This window comes from Streptomyces corchorusii (assembly GCF_001514055.1).
Classification (GTDB): Bacteria; Actinomycetota; Actinomycetes; order Streptomycetales; family Streptomycetaceae; genus Streptomyces; species Streptomyces olivaceoviridis.
This window is the reverse complement of sequence record NZ_KQ948374.1, coordinates 1-26,415: the sequence shown is the minus strand read 5'-3', so window position 1 is coordinate 26,415 and position 26,415 is coordinate 1. Positions and strand designations below refer to the sequence as shown.

Below are 26,415 nucleotides of genomic sequence, written 5' to 3'. Positions count from 1 at the left end.
CGGATGCCGACACCGGAAGCCGGCCGCACGCCCGGACACCGAGCCGCGCGCCTCGCCGTCGTCGACCCGGCCACCGGGGAGGCCTTCGACGAGGCCCCCGACCAGCAGCCGGACGAGCTGGACGCCGTGGTCGACCGGGCCCGGCGTGCCTGGACCGGATGGCGCGCCGATCCGGCCGCCCGCGCCACCGGGCTGCTCGCCGCCGCCGACGCCGTGGAAGCGGCCGGGGACGACCTCGCTCCGTTGCTCACCCGGGAACAGGGCAAGCCTCTGGCCGAGTCGTACGCCGAGGTCGCCCGCACGGCGGCCCGGCTGCGTTACTTCGCCGACCTGGCCCCCCGCACCCGCCGGATCGACGACGGCCGGCCCGTGCGCAGCGAGGTCCGCTGGCGTCCCCTCGGACCCGTCGGCGCGATCGTGCCGTGGAACTTTCCCCTCCAACTGGCGGCGGCGAAGTTCGCGCCCGCGCTCGCGGCGGGCAACACCATAGTCCTCAAACCCTCCCCGTACACCCCGCTCGCCACCCGGCTGCTCGGTTCCGTCCTCACCACCGCCCTGCCCGAGGACGTCCTGACCGTCGTCACCGGCCGTGAACCCCTCGGCGCCCGCCTCGCCTCCCATCCGGGAATCCGCCACGTCACCTTCACCGGCTCGGTGCCGACCGGGCAGGCCGTCGCCGCAGCGGCGGCGTCCTCGCTCGCCCGGGTCACCCTGGAACTGGGCGGCAACGACGCGGCCGTCCTCCTGGACGACGTCGACGTGGACCGGATCGCGGACCGGCTGTTCTGGGCCGCCTTCCGCAACTGCGGGCAGGTCTGCATGGCCGTCAAACGCGTCTACGCGCCGGCCCGGCTCCACGCCGACGTCGTCGAGGCCCTCGCCCACCGGGCGAAGACCGTCGTCGTCGGACCCGGACTCGACCCGGACACCCGGCTCGGGCCGGTCAACAACGCCCCTCAGCTGGCCCGGGTCGAGCGGGTCACTCGGCAGGCCCTGGCGGCCGGCGCCCGGGCGGCGGCCGGCGGCCACCGGCTCGACGGACCGGGCCACTTCTTCGCCCCCACGATCCTCACCGACGTCCCTCCCGACGACCCGGTGGTGACCGGGGAACAGTTCGGCCCAGTCCTGCCGGTGCTGCCGTACCGGGACCTCGACGAAGCCGTCGAGGCGGCCAACGGCACCGACTTCGGGCTGGGCGGCTCCGTGTGGGGCACCGATCTCGACCGGGCCGAGGCCGTGGCCGACCGGCTCGAATGCGGCACGGCCTGGATCAATCACCATGCCGAACTGTCCCTCGCCCAGCCCTTCGCAGGCGTCGGGAACAGCGGCGTCGGCGTTGCAGGCGGACCGTGGGGGCTCTACGGCAACCTCCGGCCGTTCGTGGTCCACCGTCCGCAGGAGGCATGACGATGAGGTTGCAGGCGGCTGTACTGCGCTCGTACGAGGACCCGTTCACGATCGAGGAGGTGACCCTGCGCACTGAACCCGCCGCCGGCGAAATCCTGGTCGAGATCGCGGGCTGCGGAATGTGCCGGACCGATCTGGCGGTCCGGCGCTCGGCCGGCCGCAGCCCGCTGCCGGCGGTGCTCGGCCACGAGGGGGCCGGGGTCGTGGTGGCGTCCGGCGACGACTCGGACGGCGCGATCGGCGTCGGTGACCACGTCGTGCTGAGCTTCGACTCCTGCGGGCACTGCCGGGCCTGTCTTGGCGCGGCCCCCGCCTACTGCGACTCCTTCGCCTCCCTCAACCTCTTCGGAGGACGCAAGGAGGACGCGCCGCGGCTCACCGACGCGACCGGGGAAGCGCTGGCCCCCCGCTGGTTCGGCCAGTCCTCGTTCGCCGAGTACGCGCTCGTCCCGGCCCGCAACGCCGTCCGGGTCGACCCCGCACTGCCCATCGAACTGCTCGGGCCACTCGGCTGCGGCTTCCTCACCGGCGCCGGAGCCGTGCTGAACACCTTCGGTATTGGCCCCGGCGACACCCTCGCCATCTTCGGCGCGGGAGCGGTGGGGCTGGCCGCCGTGATGGCGGCCACCGCCGCCGGCGCGCTGACCGTGGCCGTCGACCGGCACCCCCAACGGCTGACCCTGGCCGAACGATTCGGTGCGATCCCGCTGCCCGCGGCAACGGCCACACTGCCCGAGCAGATCCGGCGCCTGACCGAGGGCGGTGTGCAGTACGCGCTGGACACCACGGCCTCACCGCCGCTCATCAACGACGCGCTCCGGGCACTGCGCCCCACCGGCAGCCTCGGCCTGGTGGCACGGCTTCACACCGCCCTGCCGCTCGAACCGGGCACTGTGGACCGAGGCCGCAGCATCCGCCACATCTGCGAAGGGGACGCCCTACCCGGACTGCTGATACCCCGCTTGACCGGGCTGTGGCAGGCCGGACGCTTCCCCTTCGACCAACTGATCCGCACCTACCCGCTGGCCGACGTCAACGAGGCCGAACGCGACTGCGAGGCGGGCCGCGTGGTCAAACCCGTCCTGCTCCCGCAGCGAGGAAGCCGATGAGCGAGGCATACAGCACCGCAGACTCACCGCATCCGCCAAGCGGACACCCCGCAGTCCCCACTCCCGCCAACGGAGGAAACATGGCCGGCACGGCGCCGCAGGACACGGACGTGGAAGGTGTGGACGCAGGGGTGGGTCTGACCGCCCTCCTGGTCGCCGCGGCCCGGGCGATCGAGACCCACCGCCACGACAGCCTGGCCCAGGACGCCTACGCGGAACACTTCGTGCGGGCCGCCCCGGCGTGCGCGGACTGGCCGGTGCGCATCGAGCAGGTCCCGGACGGGGACGGCAACCCCCTATGGGGGCGGTTCGCCCGCTACTTCGGCCTGAGGACCCGGGTCCTCGACGACTTCCTCCTCCGGTCGGTCCGTACGAGCGCCCGCCAAGTCGTCCTGCTGGGCGCCGGGTTGGACACCCGCGCCTTCCGACTCGACTGGCCCTCCGACTGCGTCGTCTTCGAGATCGACCGGGCGGGCGTGCTGGCGTTCAAACACCAGGTGCTCACGGACCTGACAGCCAGCCCGAAGGTGAAGCGCGTCCCCGTACCGGTCGACCTGCGCGCCGACTGGGTCACCGCGCTGACCACCGCCGGCTTCGACCCGGCCGCACCGAGCGTCTGGCTGGCCGAGGGACTCCTCTTCTACCTGCCGAGCCCCGCCGAGACGTACCTCATCGACACGGTGGACCGGCTGACCACCGAAGGCAGCGCCCTGGCCTTCGAGGCCAAGCTGGAAAAGGACCTACAGGAGTACCGCGACAGCCCGATCTACACGGCGACGCGAGAACAGATCGGCATCGACCTGCTCCACCTCTTCGACAAGGGCCCCCGGCCCGACTCCGCGGGCGGCCTGACGGCCAAGGGCTGGTCCACCTCAATGCACACGCCCTTCGATTTCAGCCGCCGGCACCGACGCGGCCCCCTGCCCGAGCCCAACGACGCGCTGGAGGGAAACCGGTGGGTGTTCGCGCACAAACCCTCGCCCTGACACTCGCACCGCTCACGACGACGTCCGACCGGAGGATGGGGGCGGGGCCCGGACCGCAGGCCCCGCTCGGTGGGACGCGTCCTGACGGAAGCGGCGGTTCGGTCACGTCCAGCGGCGCCGTCCACGGCCGGGAGAGCCGCTGACGGACCGCGTCAGGCGGCCCGGTCAGTCACCAGCTGGTCGCCTGGGATCCCGGCCAAGTCCGGCGCGTAGTAGTCCTTGATGCCGGCGTTCCACGCAGCCACGGTGATGCGGTCCTCGGAGTCCGGACCGAAGGCGTCGAAGAGGGCGTGGATGTTCGCTTCCTCGAAGCCGATCGCCGTCATCAGCGATACGAAGAGGGGGCGCTCGATCAGACCGTCCCCGTCGGGGTCGCCGAGCGCGGAGAGGGCCTCGGCGAACTCGGCGATCGTGGGGCCAAAACGCTCTGGGTCGAGCACGAACGGACGGAACTCGTCCAGGGTGATCACACCGTCGCCGTTGGCGTCCAGTTCAGTGGCCAGCGTCGTCCAGTAGCGGCGGAACGCGGCCCGGATGGCGTCCTTGGCGCCATCGCCCGAGGCGGCCGCCGCCTCCAGAACACGGCCCGTCATCAGATCGAAGTCGCCGGAGTCGACGACTCCGTTGCCGTTGGCGTCGAAGAGGGAGAAGACCAGCTCGACCCGTTTGGCGGCCTCATCTCGCATTTTCCATCACCTGTCTTCTGCGACCCGACGATTCCGGGCCTGGGCCAATGAGGGCCTCTACTCGACCGTGTTGGGACACACGAAATCTCCTGCGACTGTCCTTCCCGAACTCAGCGCGAGTAGCGGCCACGACCTATGGAACCGTCATGGCGAGCGGCAGGCTGTCGATCTTCGCTTCTGTTGACAAAAGGACTGCTGAATGAGCGTATGTGACAAGTCGGATGTCCCGCCTGTGACAACCAGACTGTTCCGACCTGTCCCATTCCTCAGCTCATCCGACCCCGCTGATGACAACCGCTGCGCCTCGCCCCAACCGCATCGGTCCGGGCTCGCTCGCGTATCCGAAATACAGGCGAAGCCGTCCGGAGACTGACCCCGCCCGCCTGCATGCGCTCGTACGGAAGGACAAAGGCGCTCAAGGAAGCCGTTGCCCAGACGCTGAGTGTGCTGCGCAGTGCCTGCACAGCGTTCTCCGCTTGGCGGCCGGCTGCGAGTGCCGCTCTCGTTGCGCGCACCGCTGCCGCTTCCGCCCGCGGACGTCTTGGGTGAGGTGGGCGCGGACGGTCTCGCCTTCCGCTTAGACGTCGCTGTGACGTTGCAGATCCTACGGGTTTACGGCCGGGCCGCCAGGCGGTCCGAGGGGGGCGCCGGTGTTTCCGGCGATCTGCCGGAACCGGTGGTTGCCGAGCATGACCTCGCGGATCGTCGGCAGGGCCCATCGGCCGCCGATGTGCGGCGATCGGTATCCCACGCCGAGCGCGCGGCCGCCGCCGTCCGGGGCCGGGGTGTGCTCGGCGAGGAGCTCCCGCTCGCGCTCACCGACCTGCCGGAACCCCTTGCCATCGCTGAAGTGCTGCTCCCACTGATCGCGGGCTGTGTACGTCAACGTGCTGCTCCTCGTGCGTAGGGCGGTGGTGTCAGGGGCGTTGTGCGGCGCGGAGCCGGGCCAGCGTGCGCCGGCCGCGCTCGACGAGCTCGGGATCGCCGTGGGCGGCGCCGTAGGAGATGCCGGAGACGGCATCCAGGACGGACAGGACCGTGAGGTGAGCCTCTTCGTCCGGGGTGAAGCGGCGGCCGTAGCCGTCCATCACGGCCTGGAAGAGGTCGGGCCGGCCGTGCCAGGCGTCGGAGAGTCGTACGAAGTCCCGCACGGCCGGGCCTTCTTCCGACCGCTCGAAGTCGATCACGTACAGAGCGTCGGCGGTCTCGTCCCAGTGCAAGTTGCGGAGCTGGAAGTCACCATGCGTGGGCACCGTCATCAAGGGGGTCAGGCCGGCGGCCCTCTCGGTGGTGGCGCGGATGAACTTCTCGTCGCCGGGAGCGAGGTGGGCCAGGGCGCCCGCGAGGTGGCGCTCCAGCTTCCCCAGCGGCAGGCCGTCGGCGGCCGGCCGGGGCGGGGCGCTGTGGTGGATGGTCGCCGCGAGTTGCCCGATGCGGTGGAAGATGAGGCGCTGCTGCTCTGGCGGGTGGAGGGCGCCGTGCAGGGTTCGGCCGCCCACCGCGGTGAGCACGACGGCCCGCAGCGTGGGGTCGGCGGCCACCAGCCGGGGTGCGGCCGCCCCGAGGCCGGGGACCCAGCTGCGAAGGGCGTCCACTTCACGCTGGTGGAACCGGTCGTTCTGGTGGATCTTGACGTACCACTCGCCGTCCTCGGCGCCGACCGCCCGCCACACGCGGCTCTCCTCCCGCGCCCAGGACGCGTCCGTCCACTCGGTGATCCGGCCGACCGCCTGCTCGGCGAACGTGCGCACCGCCTGGTCCGGGACCGCGCCGCGCGTGGCGGGTTCATGGAGCAGGACCAGCCGGTCGACGGACCGGTCGTAGGCGATCGGGTCGCCGGGCTCCTGGAAGTGCACGGCCATCCGCGCGCCGGCCCGGTAGGCATCCAACCCGGCGCGGCAGTACGCCACCATCGGCTCCGGGAGGGCGTCGAAGGAGAACCACCCCATGGCGTCGCACACATGGGGCTCCCTGACCTCCGGGGTGCCCTTCCACCGATCCACCACGAAGAACACCCCGATCCTGGCGCCGCCGGCAGGGGCTCGGTGGTGCACGGTGACGGCCGCCCGGACATCGGCCCGGTCGATGACGACACCGGCCTCCTCCCGGGCCTCACGCACCAGGGCGGCGACCATGTCCTCCCAGGGGCCGTCCAAATGCCCGGACACGAGATGCCAGCAGCCAGCCGCGTACACGTTCCCGGCCCGCCGGGACAGCAGCACCTCATGGCCTGCCGCGCCGTCGCGTACGGCGATCAGGTGGACGTCGAGCGGCTCGGTGTGCCGCTGGGTGCCGCTCACGCGTCACCGCCGGGGCGGCGGGCGAGCAGCACGGTGAGCACCGCGTCCTCCTTCAGGACGCCGCCGTCGGCATGGTCCTGGAGCAGTCGGAGAGCGGCGGTCTCGAACTCGGGGTGGTGGCCGGCGAAGAGGGCGGGGCGGGGAAAGCTGGTGGTGCGCAGGTAGCCGAGGACGTCCTTGGGCGCCCAGGCGCGGGAGAGGGGGAAGCTGTGCTCGGCCACCTCGGTGAACGCCGAGTCGGGCAGGTCGTCTTCGGAGGAGCGGGCTGACCCGGCGTGGGTGCCGCGGGTGCCCGCGCGCCGGTCTTCGCCGAGGTAGCTCTGGATCAGCTGCCGAAGGGCGGCTGTCCAGTCGGCCTGGTGGGTCCAGAGGCTGCCGTCGCCCATGATGGCCACGACGGCGTGCGGCGCGGCCACCCTGTCGGCCATGGACAGGACCATCGGGTAGGCCATCCAGTGGAAGGACCAAGAGCAGGTGATCAGGGCGGGCGCCCGGCCGGGCGCGGCGGGGGCGAAATCGTGGGCGGCGCCGGTGAAGACGTCGACCGTGCACGTCCCGCGGACCGGTTCGAGTGCGGCGCGGGCCGACTTCAGCATCGAGGCGTTCACGTTGACCAGGTCGCTGTGCGCCAGGCGGTGCAGGGCGGTCAGCAGTGCTCGGGGCACCTGGCCGGTTCCGGTCCCCAGGTCCAGGAGGACGGGGGCGGGCACACCGTGCTGGGTGGCGGCCAGGAGGTGAACCGCGGCGTCCGGGAGGCCGGGACGGTAGCGGGCGTAGTCGGCGGCCTCGGGCCCGAACAGGGCATCGTCCGAAACCGCCGCAGAGGCCGGTCGGTCGGGGCGGGTCATCGTGCATCTCCAGTCTCGCCAGGGGAAAGCTGCCAGGTCAGTGCGCCGTTCGGGCTGGTGGCCCGCTGGCTGCCGTCGGCGTCGAACTGAAGCCGGAAGACGTCTGGTGCACCGGCCGCCCGCCACCGGCCGGCGACACCCTGGATCTCTGCCCAGATGTCCCGCGGCCCGGAGGTCGTCACGTCCCACCGGTGGTGGCCCACTGCGCGCACGCGCATCCACGACCGGCACTCGGGCGCGCCGATCGTCAGGTCCTCGGCGCCGAAGTCGCGTACCAGGCCCGGGTACAGGTGGTCCAGGGCCAGCCACATGCCGCGCGCCGTATCCTCCGGCGGTGCGAGCATGCTGCGCTGCGTCCACCCGTCGGCCGTGGTGATCTCCGCGCGGAACGTGGCGGACAGGAACAGCCGCTCGAAGCCGGCACCGGCCCGGTGCCCGAACTCGACCGCCCGCAGCTGGGCCTCTACGCTCCCGTCCTGTCGTCTTCCGATCACGGCCAGGCCCGGCCACGACGGCGACGACGTCCCGAGCGTCATCAGTGCGCGCCCGCCCGGCGCCAGCTGCTCCACCAGGGCCTGCGGCACGTGGCGGACGGCGAAGGAGACGAAGATCCGCTCGTACGGGCTGGCGGCGGTCCACCCGGTGGTGCCGTCCCCGGTCACCGTGGCCGGCCGGTAGCCGAGGTCGGACAGCCGCTCGCGGGCGGCCGCGGTGACGTGCGGGTCGATGTCGAGGGTGACGACGCCCTCGTCGCCGCACACGAAGCAGGCCGCCGACGCGGTCACCCCGGCGCCGGTCCCCACATCCAGCACCCGCAGCCCGGGCCGCAGGTCCAACTGCTGCAGCAGGTCCGCGGTCAGGCTCATCGTGCTCGACATGGCGGTCATCACGCCCCCGCGGCGCGGCCCGGGAACGCGGCCGAGGATCGGCTCGCCGTCATGCTGGATCGCGACGCTGTCCCCGCTGTGCAGGCGCTCCAGCAGCTCCTCCCGGTCGGCCGGACGGGAGAAGTCCAGCAGATCCCAGCGCGGCGGCGTCTCGTCGGGGGCGCTGCGCCGCACGTACGCCTGGGGCATCAGGATCTGGCGCGGCAGCGCGAGCAGAGCCTCTCGCACCGGTCCGGGGCCGAGCGCTCCGCTTTCCTCAAGCCGGGCGACCATCGCCGCCCGGGCCGCCACAGCCCCGGAAGTGTCGCCGGCGGGCTGCGCTGAAAGGAGGGGCGCGGCGGGCGCAGTGGGGTCGCTCAGCACGGTGCACTCCAGGGGATCGGGTGGGGGAGTAGCGGGCTTCGCCGCCGAGTTCGGCACCTTGTTCACGAGGCATCGCCTCCGAGTGCGCGGTCGGGCCGCGTGTCGTCCGTGCGCGCTGGAGTGGGCACGGCGGGAGGGGACGTCCGGGCTGCGGGCGGCGACGGCAGAGGGGCGGCGGGCGGGTCCGGCATGTTCCGTAGGGCGCGGATCGGAGAGTGGGCGAGGACGACGAGCGGGATCAGCAGCAGGAGGGTTCCGGCCGTCAGGGCGGACCGGACACCGATCCACGTGCCCAAGGCGCCGGCGAGGAGCGCGGCCACGGGCCGGGCGCCGGACGTCAGCCAGGTGCTCACCGCCTGCATCCGCGCCTGCATCCCGGCCGTGGTGACGATCTGGCGGATGGATCGCTGGGTGGTGCCCGCGGCACCAGCGCACGCGAGCTGCACAAAGAGCGCCGCACCGATCGTGATCTGCCAGGCACGGCCGGGGAAGGCGAGCAGCAACGGGAGCTGGGTGAGCGGGGTGATCGCGAGCGCGGCCAGCATCATCGGCCCCGGCCCGCACCGGCGGGCCAACGCCGGTGCGGTGAACGCTCCGGCGGCCGCGCCCAGCGCGCCGAGGCCCAGCACCACCCCGAACGCGGTCGCGCTCATCGCCAGGGACCTCAACAGGTACAGGGCCCAGAGGGTGTTGAGCAGCCCGAGTGCGAACGAGGTCGTGGCGTTGACCAGGGTCAGGGTCCACAGCCGGTCATCGCCGCGCACGTACCGCAGGCCCTCGCCGATCTCACCGCGCAGCCGGCGGGTCTCCGGGCGTACGCGGGCGGGTTCGGCGGTCTGGACGCGGGCGGTGCACACGGCGCTGATCAGATAGGAGGCGACGTCGCCGAGCAGGGCCCGGGCGGGCCCGAGCAGCGCGGTCAGCGCGGCGCCGAGGTGGCTTCCGGCGGTCGCGGCGACCGCGAACAGCGCGCCGACCCGGCTGTTGCTCCGCTGGATCAAGGACCGGTCGACGAGGCTGGGCAGCAGGCTGATGGCCGCCGCGTCGTGGAGCACGCTCGCCGCCCCCTGCACCACGGCGACGATCATGAGCTGCGTGAGGGTGAGGGTGCCCAGCGCCGCCGAGACCGGCACGGTGGCGAGGACCGTCGCGCTGACCAGGTCACCGGTGATCATCTGCCGTCGCTTGGAGTGCCGGTCGGCGAGCGCGCCGGCGTGCAGGGCGAGCAGCGCGGGCGGGAGCTGTCCGAGGAACGCCAGCCAGGCGACCTGGGCGGTGGTCGCGTCCAGGTGGAGCACGGCGAGCACCGGCAGCGCCATCTGAGTGATCGAGCTGCCGGCCACGCTCGCGGCCTGGCCGGTCAGGTACCGGCGGAAGTCCCGGTGCCGCCACAGCGAGGTGCCGGCGGCGGAGGAGGGCTCAGTGCAGGGCGGCACGGGGCACCTCCCTCGGCTCCGCCAGGAGCCCCCGCAGCACGTACCTGGACTCGGCCTGGGACTGCCGGCCGGGTCCGCTACCGGTGGGTGTGCTCACCCTGCTCACCAGCCCAGCTCGGAATAGGGGCGGCCTTCGGCAATGGCGGTGATGGCCGTGCGGGTGTAGGAGACGATCGGGTCCGGCAGCTCGTCCCGCGGCCACCACTGCCAGGTCAGGCACTTGTCGGACTCGCGCACCTCGGGGGTGCCCTCCCACCGGCGAGCCCGGAAGACGAGCTGCATCAGGGGCAGGCTGCCCGGAGTGTCGACGACGTGGACGACGTGCACGAGCTCCACGTCGGCGGGGCCGATGACCAGCCCTGCTTCCTCCCACGCCTCGCGGACCAGGCAGGAGAGCGCGGACTCCTGCTCACACCGCCCGGCGAGGTAGTGCCAGGTGTCCCCTGCGTATTTCGAGTCGGGGTGACGCAGGCCGAGAAGCACCCGGCCTTCGGCGTCTTCGAGGTGGAGGTGGACTCCGACGCCGTTCAGCACCACTCGGCTGCCCCCGTCCCACACAGGCGGGGCCGCGGCCGGCTTGTCGTCCGGGGAGTTCTCGGCCGCGTGCCGGCGAATCAGGTCACGGGTGGCGGGGCTCAGGCGCAGCCGGTCCAGTTCGTCGGGCGTGAACCAGCGCAGCAGCACGCCCTCGTGCAGCGCGAGTCGGTCGGGGTTGCCGTGCCACCGGCCGGCGAAGACCTGGACCGGGACGCTGAGGCCGTCGATGCTGGTCGCGGCCTCCACGGCGTAGGGCTTCACATCCTCAAGGCGTAGGTCGGGCACCTCCTCGGACAGCTCCCGCAGCAGAGTGCCCTCAAGGCTCTGGTCGTCGTGCGTGCGGCCGCCGCCGAGAAGGGCGAACGCCCCCGGCTCCCAGATGACGCCGGGCTTGTGGTCACGCAAGTGAAGCAGGTACCGGCCGGCCCCGTCGTGGATCAGCACGGAAGCGTTCACCGGCTCCGGTCGGCCGTCCAGGCCCGCCGCGAGGAGCTTCGCGCGCAGTGTCGGCGAGGTGACCTCCGGCTGCGGGAGCCACTGGGCGCCGGAGACCTCCTCGTCCTGTAGCGCGACCTTGGGCGGCTCCTCGCCGGCGAGGTAGAAGACGTAGCGGACGTCGTAGTGGTGGTGCGCCGGTTCCCCCTTGGACGGGCTGGCGTCGATGTCGTGGACGTCGATGTCGATCGGAGAACCGAGCAGCTGCCGGGTCAGGCACAGGGCGCCCGGCGCGATCCCGGCCTCCTCCGCCACCTCGCGCAGCGCCGCGGCGAGCAGCGTGCGGTCCCCAGGCTCGACGTGGCCGCCGGGAGTGAGCATGAGACCGTCGGTGGCCCGGTGCCGGATGTGCAGGACCCGGCCCTGCCGGTCCATGACGACGGCACTGCATGTGACGTGCCCGGGCAGTGTCGTCCGGGCGGTCGCGTCGCCGGGCCGGTCCAGCGCGGCGAGGAGCTCGGCCAGGGCGTCACGCTCGCCGGGGTGCTGGCCGAGGTACGCCTCGACGGTCCTGCGGATCGCGGTGGAGCTGGGTGGCATGGGCGTCGTCTCGCCTTCGATGTCAGGGGGCGGGCAGGCGGGGGAAAGAGGCTCCAGTGGTTCAGCTCGCCGTTCCGTGGCCGGACGGCTTGGCGCTTCGGGGGCCGGGTTCGCCGCCGCTCGACGGCGCGATTCCGTACTGGGGGGCCTCGGCGGTGCACATGCTCTGGGACAGGCCGCGCTTACGAAAGATCAGGTCCTCGTGGGTCTTGGCGCCGCCTGGTTCGACTGGCGTCCATGTGTTCCCCTCTCGTGGACGTGGCGGTGGCGTCGCCGTGCTCAACGACGCCGCACGATTTCGAGCACCTGTTCCTTTCGGACGCGTTGCGCGCCCTGTGATTCAGCGGTTTTCCGAGGGTGCGCAGTGCATCGACCCTTGCCGCGCAAGGGCCTGCGGCTCGGGGGAGGTTGGCCGAAACGCCGACGTTCAGTCGCTGCGGCGGCCGGCTGTCAGCCAGCCCCCGCCGCTGGGGCTTCGCCCTGTTCGCCCGGGGTGGACGGCAGGGCCCAGGCGCAGTGTCATGACTGCGTGGTCGGTCAGCCCCGCTTCGCGGGCTTCCTGGTGGTAGTCGCAGCCCAGGACGCGCTCGGCGTGGGGTGTGGAGACGAAGAGGTGGTCGAAGCGGAAGCCGTTGCGGCTGCGCCCGAACCAGGAGTGGGCGGCCTCGTCGGGGTGGAGCGGCGGAAGGTGTCGGTGAGGCCGGCGGCCTGGAACGAGTCGTAGACTTGGGGCCGCGGGAGGGCACGTACAGGCCCAGCACTCCGATGTCGTGGCCGCCGACGGTGACGCGGGCCGCCGGGGCGCGGCACAGCCCCACCCGATGCGGGCCTCCCGCATCCCCGTCTCGCGTTGGTCGGTCCCCGAGGGATGACCGTGCACACGCCCGCGAAGGCGCCTGTGCGCCTCTCTGACGGGCATTCCCCCCGTCCAGGCGCAGCAGGGCGCTCAGGGCGTGCTGACTCTCACTTCATTGCCTGAGTGTGTTCTCGTTCTGGTGTGTCCATGAAGACGGTTCGTGAGCGCTGACTCCTCGGCACGTGCCGAGACGATCATGGACGGCCTCGTGAGAACGCCCAGCATAACGAAGCGAGAGAGTCAGCAATCAGAGGCTGTCCGGGACGGCCTGCGGGACCGTCACCGGCCTTGCCCAGTCAATGCCCAGCGCCGCGAGCGCGGCGATCTGTTCGGCGTCCAGCGGTCCCCTCGATTTCGTGTTCGAAATCCATACGCCCAGTTTCACGGTCACCGGCTCGCCGTTGGCCGTGATCTGTTCGCTGTGCCCCCTCGGCACAGGTCGGTCGCCCTCGCGTTCCACCCACTGCGTGAGGGCCGCCAGGCCCCGCTGGAACGCCGCCTGCGTCTTGCTCCTTCGTCGTGCGCGCGGCCACCGGGGCGGGAGACGGCGCCTCAGCGGGCTGCACGCCCAGCTTCGCCAGCCGCTCCTGCGCATCGCCGCCAGGGTGTCGGCGGTGTCCATATGGTCGGGGTCCGGGATGACGTTCACCGTGAACCGGATGATGCTGCGGGCGATGCCCGGCACCGCCGTGGTGGGGGAGTCCCGCGCCCAGTCCCGCAGCGCGGACAGCAGCACGCACCCGACCTCGTCCAGCGCGAAGGAGTCCGCACACGGGTCGGTCTCCCCGTCCACGGCCGTGACGGGCCACATGATGTCCTCGGCCAGCCGCAGCAGGATGAACGCCAGCTCCGGGGTCGCTTCCGTCCGCCCCGCGGCATAGGCGCCGCCGCCCGTCTGCAGCGCCAGGAGGTAGTCGAATCCCTACTCCACCTGCTCGGGCGTCAGCGGTGTACGGGGTGGGATCAGGTACGGCATGGAGGTCTCCTCAACTGGACGGTCGCCGCGCGGATCACGGCGAGTTCCAGCAGCTTCGGGCGGTCGCCCTGTGGACAGAGGCCAGAGATTTCTCCCTGCTCCACGGGATGGGGCGAATTGCGACGGCCAGCGATAGTTGGCGGTTGGCCACTGAATAGTTGGCGAGTGACGCTCCGTACGCGGTCAGATCGCGTCGCTTGTGATCGTGTACGGAGATCCACGCTTCGCGGGGAGGCGACGGTGGTCTGCTTGTCGTCGTGAGTACGCGGGCAGGGGCCGTCGTGCGGTCCGATACGTGCGGGCTGGACGATCTCGTCGTTCCGTACGGGATCGAGGAGGCGGCAGGGGATCTGCTGACGCTGGGAGAATCCTGGCCCCGACGTTGGGCGACGACGTGGCGGTTTGCCGGGGACGAGGTGGTCTGGCCGGTTCGTGATCTGGCTGGGGTGCCGGTGTTCTCCTCGGAACCGGTACGACGGTTCACCTGGCGGGCTCGGCAACGGCACCGGCCGGGTATGCAGTTCATGGTCTCGACGCGCCGGCATCATGGGTTCGAGTCGCTGGAGGAACAGCGGCTGTTGCTCGCGCTGGACTTCCTGCGGGTGGCGGAGGTGTTGCCGCAGCCGTTCCGGCTGGGGTTCGAGCACGCTGCAGGACGTGCCGAGCACACGCCGGACTTCCTGGCCGTCATGCCCGACGGCGCCGGTGGCTGTTCGATGTCCGGCCGCGCCGGCTCATCGAGCACGCGGACGCGCTCAAGTTCGCCGCGACGGTGGAGGCGGCGGCCGCCTGCGGCTGGCGCTACTCGGTGGTGACGGGCTGGCGGCCGCACGCGATGGGGGTGCTGGACGCGATCTCGGCTCAGCGCCGAGACCTGGACGATCCCCTCGCGCTGCAGGCTCAGTTGCTGCTGGCAGCGGAAGGCCGGTCGGTGCGCTTCGGCGACCTGGTCGCGGCGACAGCTTTGCCGGTCGTGGCCCGCGCGCATGCCCTGCACCTGATCTGGCACCGGCAGCTCGGGGCCGACCTGGGCGAGCCCCTGCGGGACGCCTCCGAGGTCTGGCCGGGCGCAGGAGTCCGACGGTGACCGAAGGGGGGCTTCTTGAGCTGGCCCCGGGCTCGGGTCTGCTGCTCAACGGCGTTTGCTGGACGGTCGAGGAGGTCCTGCCTCAGACCGGTCTGGTCAGGCTGCGGGATCAGGGCGGGGAGAGGCGGGAGTGCTCGATCCGGTGGCTGATGCACCACCCGGATGCCCGGCCCGCACAGGTCTCCAAGGCGAGAAGTCCGGACCCTTCCGGGCAGCCGGCGGAGGCGGCTGACCGTCCGCGGATCAGAGAGCCGTTCGTGTTCGCGGGCGGTGTGATAGCCGAAGTAGGCGTCGAGGTCGCCGTTGCTGGTGACGGCGCGGGGCCCAGCCACCGGGAGGGCGCGCACCCCTCCACGAGCACGGAATGCGCAGCGCCTGGTCCACGGCCGGAGGCCGCTCCAGCGCTTCCCGCACGGATACTCGTCAGCGCTTCGTCGGCTCCGGTGGTCCTCGCCGTGTCCGGCTGCTCAGCCCAGCAGAGCGAGCAGCCGTCCCACGGCCTCAGCGACGGGCTGGCCCACCGCGCCGACGGCCGACGCGATCTGAGCGACGGAGGCCAGGACGAGACCCCGACTGCGCAACGCTTGGCGGTCTGGGGTGAGTTCGGGCAGGGCCTCCTCGACGGTGCGGTCCTGTTCCCGGGTGAGGTGTGGACGCAACTCGCCCAGGAGGCCCCTGAGTTCGTTTACGGCGGCACGGACCTCGACGTCCTGGGCACCGCCGACGGTGCCGTAGTTGATGCCGACGTTCTCGCGGCCGCCGTTCATGTTGACCACCGGCCCGTAGTAGTTCGACGCATCGCTCATAGTCTGAACCCCGTGTTTCCGCGGCCGCCGTTCATATGGACGACGGGGCCGTAGTTGTTCGTGTTGTTGCTGTTGAGCTGCTGCACGAGCGTCTTGAACTCGGCTTCCGGGTTGTCGATGGCCTGTGCTATCCGTTCGGCGATCTGTTGCAACTCGTCCATGCTCGGCAGGGTCAGGGTCACCCTGGAACCGCTGGCCGTCTCGACGGTCAGCACCGGCCTCGGCCTGAACACGTCCTTGAAGGCGAACCCGGCCGCGGCGATCACGACGACAATGAGCAGGTCCCCGAGGTGATCCCCGCCGTCCCCCGCGCGGTTCAGCCATGCGAAGAGCAGAAGAGCACCAAACAGCCCCGTGAGGAAACGCATGCACGCTTTGCCCCAGTCAGTCCTCGCCTTGAAGGCGTCGACACTGGTGATGTTGTGCAGCGGGAGTGCCGCTGTCCCCACCCACAGCATGCGGCGGCTGACCTTGAGAACCAGGGTTCGCTTGTCCTCGGAGCGTGCGGGTGTCGTGAGTAGTTCCGGCGGTTCCTGCGGTCGCGGCGGTGCGGGCGTTCTCGGAGGGTCGGGCGGCGATACGCCGAGGTTCCCTGTGTCGTTCATGCGCCCCCCGTGTCCTTGGCAGCTCACTGTGCGTACCGGGTGCACCATTAAGCACCTCCGGATGCCTCCATGGAAGACAAGAAGCTGCCATTCGGAGCGCCGTGCGCCGGTCCTCGGCCCCGTGCCGGTACACGGCGTGCCGGAGGCTCACCTCGCGCGCAGTCCCTCGCACACGATCTCGGTGACCCGCTCCAGCGCCGCCAGGTCCGCGTCCGTGCGGCCCTCCGTCCGGACCAGGCAGCCGGTTATGAGGGCTTTCACGTCGGCGTAGTCGATGTCGTCCCGTCGGCGGCGCTGAAGCCGTCCTCAAACTCCGCGGCCGTCTGTCGACGCCTACTTCACCTATCACACCGCCCGCGAACACGAACGCCTCTATCCAGCCCTGACCAGGCCACATTCAGACTGACCGCCTGATCCACGACCTTCACTTCAGAGGAGCAGCACCCAACGGCGATGGGCCCGCCAACTATCGCCGACCAAACTCGTCAACTACGTTCGACCACACGCGCGTCACCTGCGGGATTCCTCCGAGCCCCCGCCAACTATCGGCAGCCGTCACACCCCTTCAGGTTCATCACGATGCGGTCACGGCGGAGTGGTTCTTCAAGGGCCGGCGTCACACGAGAGCCGAGAGCCGCGCCTGTAGAAGGTGAACGGCGGGATGGGCCCGCCCCACCTTCCAGGAGCACCCTGTGGCGAGTACCGCAGACGAGCCCGAGCAGCCCCTTGACCGGACCGGACAGGCCGCCCCCTCCGTAGCCCCCTCCATCACCCCCTCCGCGCCCCGCCGCCAAGAGCCGGGAGTTTCCGCAGGTCCGCCCCGGCGAACAGGGGGCCGTCGCAGGTCCGACAACCCTCATGTCCAAAGGCGTCCTACTCACAGGAAGAACTCGACAGAGCCCAGGCGGAGGGAGCTGCTGCAAGCGCTGGGGATCTTCCAGAGGGCGACGCCCGATCAGTTGTGGAAGCTGCCCCGTCCGGACAACTGGCACGACAAGCTCACGCGGGACACCCTCCTGGATCTTCAGGACCACCACCTGGTGAGGATCGAGTTGGTCCGGGAGGACCAGCAGCAGGTGTGGGTGCTGACCAAGCGAGGCCACGGCGAGGCGAAGAAGCTGCTGGAGCCGAAGGGCATACGGGTCTCGGCGCTGCGTGAGGAGAAGTACGACCTGGTTACCGGGGAGCTGCTCGGCGCCAGCTACGACGACCACTCCGCGGCGGTCACCTCGACGGCTGCCGAACTCCACCGCGTGGGGATCGGTCACCGGTTCGGCTTCGCCACCGAGGTCCCGCACCGGCTCGGCAACGGGTACGGGCAGCGGGCGGACCTGGTGGTGCGGGCGCGGGAGGCCGGGGTGCCGGTGCTGCTGCTGGAGATCGACCGTCGCACCGAGGACGCGCACGACCTGGTCACCAAGCTGCGCCGGTACTGGGAGTGGGGCCGGCTGCTGGCACCGGACGCGCACAGGCTCACTGTGGACCTGGTCCGCTCACGGCCGGACGCGATCGAGGACGTCGGCCACGAGAAGCGGCTGTGGCGCCGGGTCTACCCGCCCACCGGCCGGGAGGGCCTGGTCCCCCTCGCGTTCGTGTTCGCCGACACCACCGCGGCGAAGGTCGACAACACGGTGAAGGTCATCGAGGAAGCCGGCCGCAGCTACTGGGCGCCGCGCCGGTACGAGACCTACTACCAAGAGGCGATCACAGCGAAGGATTACAGCCAGGCGGTGCCGGTCGTCGTCACCACCCTGGAGCAGCTGAAGGAGCACGGCGCGGATGCGGCGGTGTGGCGGCGCCTGGGGCGCAAGGACGAACAGAGCCTGACCGACGCGCTCGACAACGCCGACGGAGACGCTCTCTACCGCCGCCAGTACGCCCGCGCTGAAGCGGAGGATGAGCGGCGCCGTGCCGCTGAGCGGGAGGCGCGGCGGCCGGTGTGCAAGCGGTGTGGGAGGAAGTTCACCGACGAGCGCTGGGAGGAGACCACCGCGAGGACGGCCTGGAAGGCCGGTGACCTGTCAGTGTGCGGCACCTGCCACGCCGACGACGTCGCCCGCAAGGAAGCAGCCGCCGAGGCCGCCCGTCTCCAGGCCGCCACACCACCGGAACCGGAGCCGGATCACGGCCAGGAGTCAGGCAGGGGTCGCAGCTGGGTCCGCCGACGGCCCTGACGATATGTACCGGTATGGTGCGTGAGCGGGTGCGGTGGCCGTCCGTGGCGGACCGGGCGCGGGAGATCGTGAACGGGTAGCTGTGCCGCCTGTACCAGCGGGTGATCGACCGGTACTGGGACGCCGCCGCCTTCCGGGCGGCGCTGGCGTCGGAGAAGCAGCACGGGGCGGTTCTACGGCGCCTCGCCGCGGACGTTTGACCAGCGGACTCATCAGTGAACGGCACGTTTCTGCCGCATTCCGGCTGACCTCCTGTCTCGGTCACACTCCTGAGGGGAGACTGATCTGAATATGGGCATGAAGAAGTCACTGTCATCTCACACAAGGAAGAGAATGCGCATGGGCTCCCGGTCCGCGTTAGTTGCTGTTGGCGTTGCCGTGACCTTGGCGGTTCTTCCTGGCTGCAACGACAGCCACTCGTCACAGCCAGCACAGTCGGCACAGCCGACCCACAAGCTCGTGAAGCACACTTTTTACGGCTATGACCCTGAGGACCCCGACCTGCACATGCGTGAGGTTCTCACCTGGACGTCCCAGGATGACAACGGACCCATCGACGGGACGTACGCGATCCAGGAACAGGCGAACGGCAAGGGTCCTTGGACGCCAATGGGCGAAACGAAGTCCTTCCAGGGGACTCAGCGCGGTAACGAGATCGATGTGCCGGGAGGGCAGCTGGGCGACGCGATACCCGTGCATGGCACCCTGCAGCAGAACGGCCATCGGCTGCACCTCGATGGCGATTTGGGCATCGAGACGTACGACCTGTACGACTCTCCATCGGTCGCAGCAGCCGCCGGGAGGCAATGATCTGACCTCGTCCCTGCTTGCGTGGATGCTGCGCGAGTACGACGAGCAGGCCGCTATCGCGGCGATGAGTGAGCGGCCGGGTCCCACGGGGACCTGGCCGCTCTGCTGCGCAGGGGCGGCAGGATTCGAACCTGCGGCGTGCGGGTTTGGAGTCCGCTGCTCTGGCCGGGCTGAGCTACGCCCCTTCGGTGGCTGGAGCCTGGCACGGCGCTGGATCCCTCCGCCGCCGGATATCGGGCGGCACCCGGGCCACCCCGGTGCCCGTGAGCGCCTGAGCCAGCGCCCTGACCCCGGACGGCCTCCCCTCGAGTGAATCTTGAGCCAGGCTCCGTGTACCACACTTGTTGCACACGTTATGGTCGTCCTGACCGCTTCTGAGCTGCGAGAACTTGAACCGCACGCTCGCGACGCCCCGGAGAAGCGTCGGTTACTTCGACTGCTCCGGCGAGGACATCGAGCGGGACTGGGTGGCGCGGACGGGCTGTTGGAGCCACACCGAGCGGGTGCTGCTGACCTACGAGCAGGTACGCGCCTACGAGCTGCCCGCGACCGAGGGCAAGCACGGCGATCCGAGGTGGCCGGCCTTCGCCCGCCGCTACGGCTTCGACCCCCGCCGCCCGGTGCAGTGGGAGGTGGAGGTGCTGGAGCCGGCCGAACTCCGGCGCCTGGTGCTCGCCGCCGTCGACCCGTACATCGACCGTGACGTCCTCGCCCGGCAGATCGCCGCGCGCCTGCATCTGGTTCTGGCCACCGGCCTGCCGCCGGCCGCCGGCGCGGCGGTCTGCGATGCGACCGAGGCCACCACGACCGCGCACCGGCTGAGCGGGTCCAGGCGCAGCTGGCCGTGCACACCGGCCGGATCACCGACGCTGGCGGTGTCGCCGCAATCCTGCGTTCCCGCACACGGACCACGAGCACCGGCAGTTCGACCGTCCCGCCCGTCCCACGGGAGACCAACCGCGTTGGATGAGCCGCAGCTGGTGGCAGCCTCCGTGCATGCCGGACACGGACGCCATACGGCACAGTCAGACGAAGGGCGAGGGCGATCCCCTGGAGCCCGGCCCGCCTGCACCACGCCTGTACTCGCTGACGACGCGCTACACCGATCAGTTCCTTGACGGACAGGACGGCCCGGACCTGCTGTGCGACGATGCGATCGCCGCTCTGCACTTCGCTCTGACCGTCAGCAGTTCCAGCCCGCTGGCCATCACCTGCAGCGCTACCGCCGACGGCCGCACCTGGACACGACTGCCGCTGCAGGTCCTGCGCGCGGACGCGGTAGACGCCCTGCGGCAGGACGTGAAGCCTTCCATGTACGCTGTCGCGTTCAACAACCCCCGCACGACACCCAACCGCCCTCGTGCGGCCCTGAGCCGTCTCATCGAGCACGCCCAGGCGCGCTGGCTGGACTCTGTCCTGCGCGAGCCCGTCGACGAGTTCTCGGCATGGGTGCCAGACGCGACGGCCCCCGCGGACTGGATCCGCGCCGGCCGACTGTGGGCGGCCGTCTGGGGCGACCTTCCCAGCGAGTCCGTCCTGGACCAGCTCCCCATCCCGACCGGCACACCCTCTGCCGCCCTCGGCAGAACCCTGCTGCGCGCCGAGGCCACCGCCGTCCTGGACGCGATAGCCCTGGCCCGCACTCCCGCCACCGAGGACAGCCTCGCCGGCCTGCACGCCGCCTGGAAGCTCCTGCACGACCTCGACGAGTGGACGCTGGACCCGCGATACGGGCCCGGCACCGACGTGCGCACCTCTGCACACCGGCTACTGGACCGCATCGTCGCCCTCCACCCCGACACCGCCGCACCCCTGGCCGCCACCGCGGACCACCCTGACGCCGCCCGTATCCGAGCCGCCGCCCACGCCTATCTGCGCCACGTGCTTCCGCTGTGGCCGCACACCGCTGACTGGACGGACCAGGCCCGCACCGCATACCTGGAAGAACACCACGCACTGCGCACCACCAGCGGCGGGCCGCCGCCCGGCCCGCCCGAAACGCAGGCGCAGACGGTGCTGCGCGCCGTGCTCGCCCCCCTCACCGACCCAGCGGCGCTTACCAGGCATCAGGCCGCGGCCCTGTGGCGCAGCCACTCCGGCCGGGCCGCCGAGCAGGCCGCCTGGGACGCAACCGACCACACGAACCGCTTCGACGACCTCGCCCGCGCCCACACCACCGAGGGAACACCACGACAGAAGGGCGAAGCCATCGCAGCCGCCCAGCAGACCCTCACCGCTGTCACCCACCACCACGACGAGCACCTGACCACCCACGCCGCCCGCGGACACTTGCACGAACTGGCCGCCACCCTCCGCACCCTCGACCAGGCACAGCGCACCCTCCACGAAGGCATCTGGGGCATCGCCGCCGCACGCCGCGCCCAGCACGACCCCGCGACAGGGCCCTGGAACGGTCACGACGAGCAACGGGCCACCGCCGACCTCACCCCCGTCCTCACCGCCGGCGAAACCCGTATCGCCCACCTGCGCCAGAATCACCTCCACGCCACCCACGAAGCCCTGACCGACCTGATCCCGCAGCTCACCGACCTCCCGCCAGACGGCCACCGCCACCACGCGATGCGCAACCACCTGGCCTCCCTGGACCTGCTACGCCAAGACCTCAACGCACTGGCCTCGCTCATCGACACGCGACGGCGCACCTGCACCGAACTGCGCATCTGCCTGGACAAGGGCCCGTACTTCGGCCAGGACCACGCCACCGCCCACGACCTGGCCGCCGCCGAGAAAGACCTGCGGAGCCTGGAACGGCGCTACGCCGACACTCACACCGAATTCGCCCTGTCCGTCACCCTCGGCCGCACCCTCGACCAGGTACGCAACCCCCCGCCCCCGACGCAACGCCCGCCACCTGGCATACCGCCGGCGCCGCACCACACCCCTCCCGCCGCACCACCCCCTCCACACCGACAGGCCACGACCAGACCACCGCTGCGGCGCTACGCCCAGGACCTACCGCTCACGGCAGGACGACAGGCGCCTGACCGAGCAGTGGTCCGGGACCGGGGTTGTCTTCGGGGGCGAGCCGGCGACCGCGCGGGACGGCCCTTGTCTACTGTTCCGGTCGCCTGCCTGGTGGAGGTGGCAGTGCCGCGTGCAACGGGGCCGGCCCGCCGCCTGACGCGCCTGGATCAGATGCGCCAGGACCGCAGGGCCTCGGCGACGGCGTAGACGCTCAGCCGGGTGTCCCGGACCTTTCTGACGAGGTCGGACAGGGCACCGTATGGGGGGTCGATGCCTTCGCCGGACTGATCCATGTACTGAGCGGCCACGAAGGCGGCGAAGAGGCTGTTGCGGTGGGGGAGTGGCTCCAGGCGCACGATCGTGTGCAGGAGCGCGGCCGAGCGCCAGGCGGCATCCGGGTCGGAGGCCTCCAGCGTCGGCATCCGGGTCTTGTGCCGGGCGACGGCCGCCACCAGCGCGGAGTAGTCGGTCACGGTCACGTCTTCGTGCCCGAGGGCGGCCTCCTGGACGTCGAGGAGCCAGGAGACGTCGATGTGGACAACCATCAGGCAGCCGCAGCCCCGTCGCCGCGCTGAGAAGGCGGAATCTCCTCGGGGAACGCCTCGTCGAACTCCCCGCGCAGCCTGTCGGCCCAGGCGGTGGCGCCGGCGACGAACCGCTTGCGGTGCATCTCGCGTACACCGAGATCGTGCAGGTACTGCTTGAGGCTCTTGCCCTCGGCGGCGGCAGCGGCCCGGACGCCTTCCATTTCCTCGTCGGAGAAGGACACGTTCAGTGATGGCATAACCCGATGGTACCTAGTTGGTACCACACTCCTCAAGGTCGGTGAGCGTGATCAGAGCAGCCACACCATCACCGGCGCCTGGATGCGATGGAGGGCATCGGTGGCGCAGCAGCCGCGATGATGGCACCGAGGTGGGGTGACGCGCTTCCACCGCTCTGGTCGCGTCACCTCACCCTGCTGGCACCGGGCATGCCGACGCAGGAGTTTCGCGCAGCCACCTCCGCGCGCCCTGGCCCGGAAGACGATGGAGGCGTGGACCAAGGCGACGTCGCCGGACCGGCGCGGCCGTCACTTTCCGCTGCCTGAGCCCGGGGCCCGGGCCCACCGCTGTCCGCCCGGGCCACGCCTGCCCCGCCGCCTGGCACCGTTGTCTTTCTGGCCGCGACGCTCTCACCCGGGATCTGCGGCCCGGCCCGCCGCCGCGCGCCCGGCCCGCTTCGCCCTCCGGCAGCCGGCACCGTGCCCTCGCAGCGGCAGGGGACAGGACTACTGACCCGGTGCTCTGCCGACCTTGAGGATCTGTACGAGGACCCGGTGAAGATCTGGCAGCAGTGGGCACCGGACGTACGCGGCCACGGCGTCGACTCCGGGCATCACGTGGCCGAAGAGGCTCCGGAAGCACTCGCATCTTCCCTTGCGGACTTCCTGGTTGGACCGGACACGGCGCGCAGCCCAGCCAGCGCATCCCCCTGCTGCCTTTGGTCATCAGTTGAGATGACTTGTCAGCCCGAGGCGTGGCGGTCGTTGACAACAGCGCGTACGGCCCGGTCGCCGCGGGGGTCGGCCATCAGGCGGGCGAGGTCCCACCACCGCAGCAGCAGCGCCGGATAGTGCGGCGGGATCGCGTCCATGAACTCCCGGTCGAACCGTGCACGGACGCTCTCGTGGCGTAGGGCGGCGCGGATGTCGTCCATGGACGGCGGGAGGTGGCGGATGGCGGGCGGCAGCGTGGCTTCGTACTCGGGCGCCAGCTTGCGGCCGGGTTGGACCATGATGTTCCCGCCCAGCGCGGCGGCAACGTCGTCCTCCAGTTCCTCCTGGGCCTGCACGGCACGCTCCCACCAGTAGTCCCGGAAGACGGCGACGGCCTCGGGGTCGGACAGGTCGAGGGCGTCGCGTTGCCCGTCGAACCCCGCACGCTCATCGCCGGGCAGAGCTTCCCGGATCGCGCCGAGAGTCTTCGCGGGATGGCGCGGCGGCGCCTGGCCGAGGTGGCGCACCCACTGGTCCTTGTGTTCCCCGTCCAAAGGGGGTCCCCACACCAGGGCGCCGCCCCTCATGCCGGGCTTCTGCGGCCCGGACCCCGCCAAGGGGGCTTCCAGGCTGACCGCCATGAGTTCCAGGTAGGCGGGCAGCGACTCGTACTCCCGCTCGCGTTCCCCGAACCTGGTCCACTTGCATACTTCCCCGGTCTCGCCGTTCAGGTAGAGGCCGTAGACGGTGTCGTCGGGGTTGAAGGAGCAGAACGGTATCCATGATGGCTTCCACAGCACCAGGGCGTCCTCATCCTCGCCGTTCTCCTCCTGGAACCGCATCTGCATCCTGTAGACCTCGATCACGGCGTCGAGCGGTATCAGGGCCCAGTTGCCCAGCATGAGCCCCGAACCGGCCACGCCGTCCTCACCGGCGGACAGCCGCCACAGCGCCTTCAACTCCTGCGGAACGCTCACGCCGAGGGCCTCTTCGAGAGCCGCGATCTCGTCGTCGGAGGCGCCGGGCTTGAGGGCCGCGTACGACGGCGGGGCGTACTCGGCCAGCCATTCCACGATCCGGCTCCATGCCCGGGTGACTCGCACGTCTGCTGGTGTGTCAGTGGTCATAGCCACCACGTTCGCATTGCGCCCCGACCCATCACACAGCGGGGCCCGAGCGCCATACGGGGACCGTCAGACATGGCGGTGGCGAGCGGTGAGCGGCCACGTCCGCCCCCGTGCACAGCACGAGATCCTCAATCACGTCGTCGTGGAAGGCGTGTCGCAGAGGTGCCAGCCGGGCCGCCGGGGCTGGATCAAGGTGCGTGCCCGGGCCAGTGCGGAAGCGGTCGTCGCCTCGGTGACGGGCCGGGTGGCCGCCCCGTCGACGCTGCTGCTGGGCCGCTACGACGAGTCGGGCCGGCTGCGGTTCGTCGCGCGGACGGCACCGCTGTCGGCGACGGCCCGGCGGGAGGTCGGTGACCTGCTGTACCCCGGTGGCGCGGAGCACCCGTGGCAGGGCCGCCGCTTCCTGGCCGGGTGGGGCTCCTGCGAGGTGATCGAATACCGGCCGGTCGTGCCCGACGTGGTGGTCGAGTTCGCCGGGGACACCGCGGTAGACGAGGGCCGTTACCGGCATCCCGTCCGCTATCTGCGCGTACGCGACGACCTGCGCCCCCAGCAGACTGCCACCCAGGGGGTACGGGCGCCGGGGGAGGCCGCTGATAGGGCGTCTACTCCTCGTCGGCAGGCGCCTCGATCGGCAGGTCCCGCGGGGTCTCCGCAAGCCGGCCCCGCCAGTCGCCACCAACCTGGATCTCGCTGATGGCCTTGCGCAGAGCGGCCTCCAGGGGATACACGTCGGGCACGACTCGCTCGGCGATGCTGGCCAGGGTGGCCTGCATCGCTGGAGTGTTCAGCAACGCTCTGACGTGCGCTTCACCCATCAGCCGCAGACGCTCCGCGTCCGAAGGGAGCTCCGGCAACCCGGGGATGTCCTCCTCCGTGATGGGGCCCGGGCGCCTGGAGTCCAGGACGGTTATGGCCTGGTCGGCCGCCGTGCTCAACAAGACGCGTGTCTCCCAGGCGTACGCCAGCTGATCCCCGTCGCCCTGGAGCGGCTCCCTGAGCAACCACCGGACCCAGACCGTGAACCAGTGGTGACCGCCGACCTCGCGGCCGCTCACCTCCAGTACCTTGTCCAGCGCCACCGCCATCGGAGCCCAGCTGGACGTTCCCATCTTCCGCAGCCTGTAGGAATCACTGTCCTGGGCCAGCCGCACGCCGCTGATCGTCCGCTAGCGCTTGGTGGCTGCCCGAGCCGCATCCAGGACCACCGCGCGGGTCTCCTCAGTGTCCAGCAGTTCCCGGACGTCCTCGGCGCTGGCCTCTACCTCGGTGGCGAACTTGTCCACAACGCCATCGAGCGACGTGAACAGGAAGAACCGGTCCTCCATGCCGGCGATGTCCCGCTGCATTGGCTGCGGCAGCTTCCCGTCGCTGGAGTGGTCCGTGTCGTTGCTGACGAAGTACACGGTCTCTTCCGGGTGCTCGCGCGCGTACTCGACGGCCGTCAACCAGATCGCGGCATCGCGGGCGCCCGTCTTGTGTTTGCCGCTGTTGACGGTCTTGCACGGCTCGATCAGGTTCGTCTCCCGGTACAGGGCGTGCTGGTAGGCAGTCGGGGACGTCTCCAGGACTTCCGTGGAGCCTCCCGCAGCAGCACCGACACCCCGCACAGAGCCGCGACGACGATGCACAGACGCAACCAGGACAGCCGCCGCCGACGCGCCTCGCGCGCGGCGAGCACCTCGTCGACGATTTCCGCCACCCGGTCGTCGATCAGATCGCCGTACCGGTCGACGAACCTGGTTAACTCCTCGCGGGAGGCCGGGCCGGCCGCCGCGGCACTCTCGTGCGAGGCGCCCTCGGCCGCGGGCGCTCCATGCTCGACGCCGCCCCGGGCGGTCCGCGTGTCGCCCCCATGGTAGGCGGTCGCGGTCCCGGTGACTTCAACTGCCGTCTGCTGCTTCGTCATACGCTAGAT

The 26,415-nt window shown here is 71.0% G+C and carries 24 protein-coding genes, 1 tRNA gene and 1 pseudogene; 10 read left to right on the top strand and 16 right to left on the bottom strand.

Translation table 11 applies throughout. The annotated features are described in order from the left end of the window. The first annotated feature begins 3 nt into the window (after positions 1-3). The 3 genes from AQJ11_RS39950 (at position 4) to AQJ11_RS39940 (ending at position 3,502) form a co-directional block, all read left to right on the top strand. Positions 4-1,407 (top strand): aldehyde dehydrogenase family protein, encoded by a 1,404-nt coding sequence (locus AQJ11_RS39950; RefSeq protein ID WP_059266663.1) that lies wholly within the window; start codon positions 4-6, stop codon positions 1,405-1,407. A 2-nt stretch (positions 1,408-1,409) separates the two neighbouring features. Continuing rightward, positions 1,410-2,516: an NAD(P)-dependent alcohol dehydrogenase gene (locus AQJ11_RS39945; protein WP_059266662.1), complete on the top strand. Its 1,107-nt coding sequence runs from the start codon at positions 1,410-1,412 to the stop codon at positions 2,514-2,516. A gap of 80 nt (positions 2,517-2,596) precedes the next feature. Continuing rightward, positions 2,597-3,502: a class I SAM-dependent methyltransferase gene (locus AQJ11_RS39940; protein ID WP_059266661.1), complete on the top strand. Its 906-nt coding sequence runs from the start codon at positions 2,597-2,599 to the stop codon at positions 3,500-3,502. Positions 3,503-3,654: 152 nt separating this feature from the next. Here the strand turns inward: AQJ11_RS39940 and AQJ11_RS39935 are convergent, their stop codons facing one another. The 8 genes from AQJ11_RS39935 to AQJ11_RS52940 all read right to left on the bottom strand — a co-directional run bounded on the left by AQJ11_RS39935 (position 3,655) and on the right by AQJ11_RS52940 (position 13,261). Beyond that, positions 3,655-4,188, bottom strand: a complete 534-nt coding sequence (locus tag AQJ11_RS39935) for an EF-hand domain-containing protein (protein ID WP_059266660.1) — start codon at positions 4,186-4,188, stop codon at positions 3,655-3,657. A gap of 604 nt (positions 4,189-4,792) precedes the next feature. Next, the gene (locus AQJ11_RS39930; protein WP_059266659.1) at positions 4,793-5,074 is read right to left on the bottom strand and encodes a hypothetical protein; all 282 of its coding nucleotides are present in this window, start codon (positions 5,072-5,074) and stop codon (positions 4,793-4,795) included. 31 nt (positions 5,075-5,105) lie between these two features. After that, positions 5,106-6,488, bottom strand: coding sequence for a phosphotransferase (locus AQJ11_RS39925; RefSeq protein WP_059266658.1), 1,383 nt, complete (start codon positions 6,486-6,488; stop codon positions 5,106-5,108). Beyond that, positions 6,485-7,336, bottom strand: a complete 852-nt coding sequence (locus AQJ11_RS39920; RefSeq protein WP_059266657.1) for a methyltransferase domain-containing protein — start codon at positions 7,334-7,336, stop codon at positions 6,485-6,487. The genes AQJ11_RS39925 and AQJ11_RS39920 overlap by 4 nt, the downstream gene beginning before the upstream one ends. Beyond that, positions 7,333-8,652: a protein-L-isoaspartate O-methyltransferase family protein gene (locus AQJ11_RS39915; RefSeq protein ID WP_244218591.1), complete on the bottom strand. Its 1,320-nt coding sequence runs from the start codon at positions 8,650-8,652 to the stop codon at positions 7,333-7,335. The genes AQJ11_RS39920 and AQJ11_RS39915 overlap by 4 nt, the downstream gene beginning before the upstream one ends. Next, positions 8,649-10,022 carry an MFS transporter gene (locus tag AQJ11_RS39910; protein WP_059266655.1) on the bottom strand — a complete coding sequence of 458 codons (1,374 nt, stop codon included), beginning with the start codon at positions 10,020-10,022 and terminating at the stop codon, positions 8,649-8,651. The genes AQJ11_RS39915 and AQJ11_RS39910 overlap by 4 nt, the downstream gene beginning before the upstream one ends. 102 nt (positions 10,023-10,124) lie before the next feature. After that, a complete protein-coding gene (locus AQJ11_RS39905; RefSeq protein WP_059266654.1) occupies positions 10,125-11,594 on the bottom strand; it encodes an NUDIX hydrolase in 1,470 nt (489 codons plus the stop codon). A 1,103-nt stretch (positions 11,595-12,697) separates the two neighbouring features. Then, positions 12,698-13,261 (bottom strand): helicase associated domain-containing protein, encoded by a 564-nt coding sequence (locus tag AQJ11_RS52940; protein WP_059266653.1) that lies wholly within the window; start codon positions 13,259-13,261, stop codon positions 12,698-12,700. Between the two features lie 446 nt (positions 13,262-13,707). Here AQJ11_RS52940 and AQJ11_RS51835 point away from each other — a divergent pair, with 446 nt between their 5' ends. Together AQJ11_RS51835 and AQJ11_RS51830 are read left to right on the top strand one after the other, a co-directional pair. Beyond that, on the top strand, positions 13,708-14,241 hold the full coding sequence (locus AQJ11_RS51835; RefSeq protein ID WP_244218590.1) for a hypothetical protein: 534 nt from the start codon (positions 13,708-13,710) through the stop codon (positions 14,239-14,241). Next, the gene (locus AQJ11_RS51830; protein ID WP_244218589.1) at positions 14,199-14,513 is read left to right on the top strand and encodes a hypothetical protein; all 315 of its coding nucleotides are present in this window, start codon (positions 14,199-14,201) and stop codon (positions 14,511-14,513) included. The genes AQJ11_RS51835 and AQJ11_RS51830 overlap by 43 nt, the downstream gene beginning before the upstream one ends. Positions 14,514-14,980: 467 nt before the next feature. On the opposite strand, the gene AQJ11_RS39890 is transcribed toward AQJ11_RS51830, so the two are convergent. Both AQJ11_RS39890 and AQJ11_RS39885 read right to left on the bottom strand, forming a co-directional pair. Next, a complete protein-coding gene (locus AQJ11_RS39890) occupies positions 14,981-15,319 on the bottom strand; it encodes a hypothetical protein (RefSeq protein ID WP_059266652.1) in 339 nt (112 codons plus the stop codon). Further along, a complete protein-coding gene (locus AQJ11_RS39885) occupies positions 15,316-15,924 on the bottom strand; it encodes a DUF6232 family protein (RefSeq protein WP_244218588.1) in 609 nt (202 codons plus the stop codon). Before AQJ11_RS39885 ends, AQJ11_RS39890 begins: the two co-directional genes overlap by 4 nt. A 959-nt stretch (positions 15,925-16,883) precedes the next feature. Here AQJ11_RS39885 and AQJ11_RS39880 point away from each other — a divergent pair. Together AQJ11_RS39880 and AQJ11_RS39875 are read left to right on the top strand one after the other, a co-directional pair. Beyond that, the gene (locus tag AQJ11_RS39880; protein ID WP_059266650.1) at positions 16,884-18,098 is read left to right on the top strand and encodes a hypothetical protein; all 1,215 of its coding nucleotides are present in this window, start codon (positions 16,884-16,886) and stop codon (positions 18,096-18,098) included. A 297-nt stretch (positions 18,099-18,395) separates the two neighbouring features. Further along, a complete protein-coding gene (locus AQJ11_RS39875; protein WP_159061794.1) occupies positions 18,396-18,908 on the top strand; it encodes a hypothetical protein in 513 nt (170 codons plus the stop codon). A gap of 110 nt (positions 18,909-19,018) precedes the next feature. Here the strand turns inward: AQJ11_RS39875 and AQJ11_RS39870 are convergent. Next, positions 19,019-19,093: transfer RNA gene (locus tag AQJ11_RS39870), tRNA-Trp, on the bottom strand. A gap of 811 nt (positions 19,094-19,904) precedes the next feature. Here AQJ11_RS39870 and AQJ11_RS50160 point away from each other — a divergent pair. Next, positions 19,905-22,100 carry a hypothetical protein gene (locus tag AQJ11_RS50160; RefSeq protein WP_059266648.1) on the top strand — a complete coding sequence of 732 codons (2,196 nt, stop codon included), beginning with the start codon at positions 19,905-19,907 and terminating at the stop codon, positions 22,098-22,100. Here the strand turns inward: AQJ11_RS50160 and AQJ11_RS39860 are convergent. After that, a complete protein-coding gene (locus tag AQJ11_RS39860; RefSeq protein ID WP_059266647.1) occupies positions 22,061-22,438 on the bottom strand; it encodes a hypothetical protein in 378 nt (125 codons plus the stop codon). The genes AQJ11_RS50160 and AQJ11_RS39860 overlap by 40 nt on opposite strands. Further along, positions 22,438-22,677 carry a hypothetical protein gene (locus AQJ11_RS39855; RefSeq protein WP_058084289.1) on the bottom strand — a complete coding sequence of 80 codons (240 nt, stop codon included), beginning with the start codon at positions 22,675-22,677 and terminating at the stop codon, positions 22,438-22,440. The genes AQJ11_RS39860 and AQJ11_RS39855 overlap by 1 nt, the downstream gene beginning before the upstream one ends. A gap of 507 nt (positions 22,678-23,184) precedes the next feature. Between AQJ11_RS39855 and AQJ11_RS52935 the strand changes: the two are divergent. Next, a pseudogene (locus AQJ11_RS52935) lies at positions 23,185-23,325 on the top strand (alpha/beta hydrolase); the annotation flags it as partial. Between the two features lie 74 nt (positions 23,326-23,399). Here AQJ11_RS52935 and AQJ11_RS39850 read toward each other — a convergent pair. Beyond that, positions 23,400-24,443, bottom strand: a complete 1,044-nt coding sequence (locus AQJ11_RS39850) for an SMI1/KNR4 family protein (RefSeq protein ID WP_059266646.1) — start codon at positions 24,441-24,443, stop codon at positions 23,400-23,402. A gap of 142 nt (positions 24,444-24,585) precedes the next feature. Between AQJ11_RS39850 and AQJ11_RS49525 the strand changes: the two genes are divergently transcribed. Continuing rightward, a complete protein-coding gene (locus AQJ11_RS49525; RefSeq protein ID WP_159061792.1) occupies positions 24,586-25,194 on the top strand; it encodes a hypothetical protein in 609 nt (202 codons plus the stop codon). On the opposite strand, the gene AQJ11_RS39845 is transcribed toward AQJ11_RS49525, so the two are convergent. Then, positions 25,103-25,609 (bottom strand): hypothetical protein, encoded by a 507-nt coding sequence (locus AQJ11_RS39845; RefSeq protein WP_159061791.1) that lies wholly within the window; start codon positions 25,607-25,609, stop codon positions 25,103-25,105. The genes AQJ11_RS49525 and AQJ11_RS39845 overlap by 92 nt on opposite strands. 57 nt (positions 25,610-25,666) lie before the next feature. Next, entirely contained in the window at positions 25,667-26,107 is a 441-nt protein-coding gene (locus tag AQJ11_RS49520; RefSeq protein ID WP_159061790.1) for a PIN domain-containing protein, read from the bottom strand. Between the last annotated feature and the right edge of the window lie 308 nt (positions 26,108-26,415).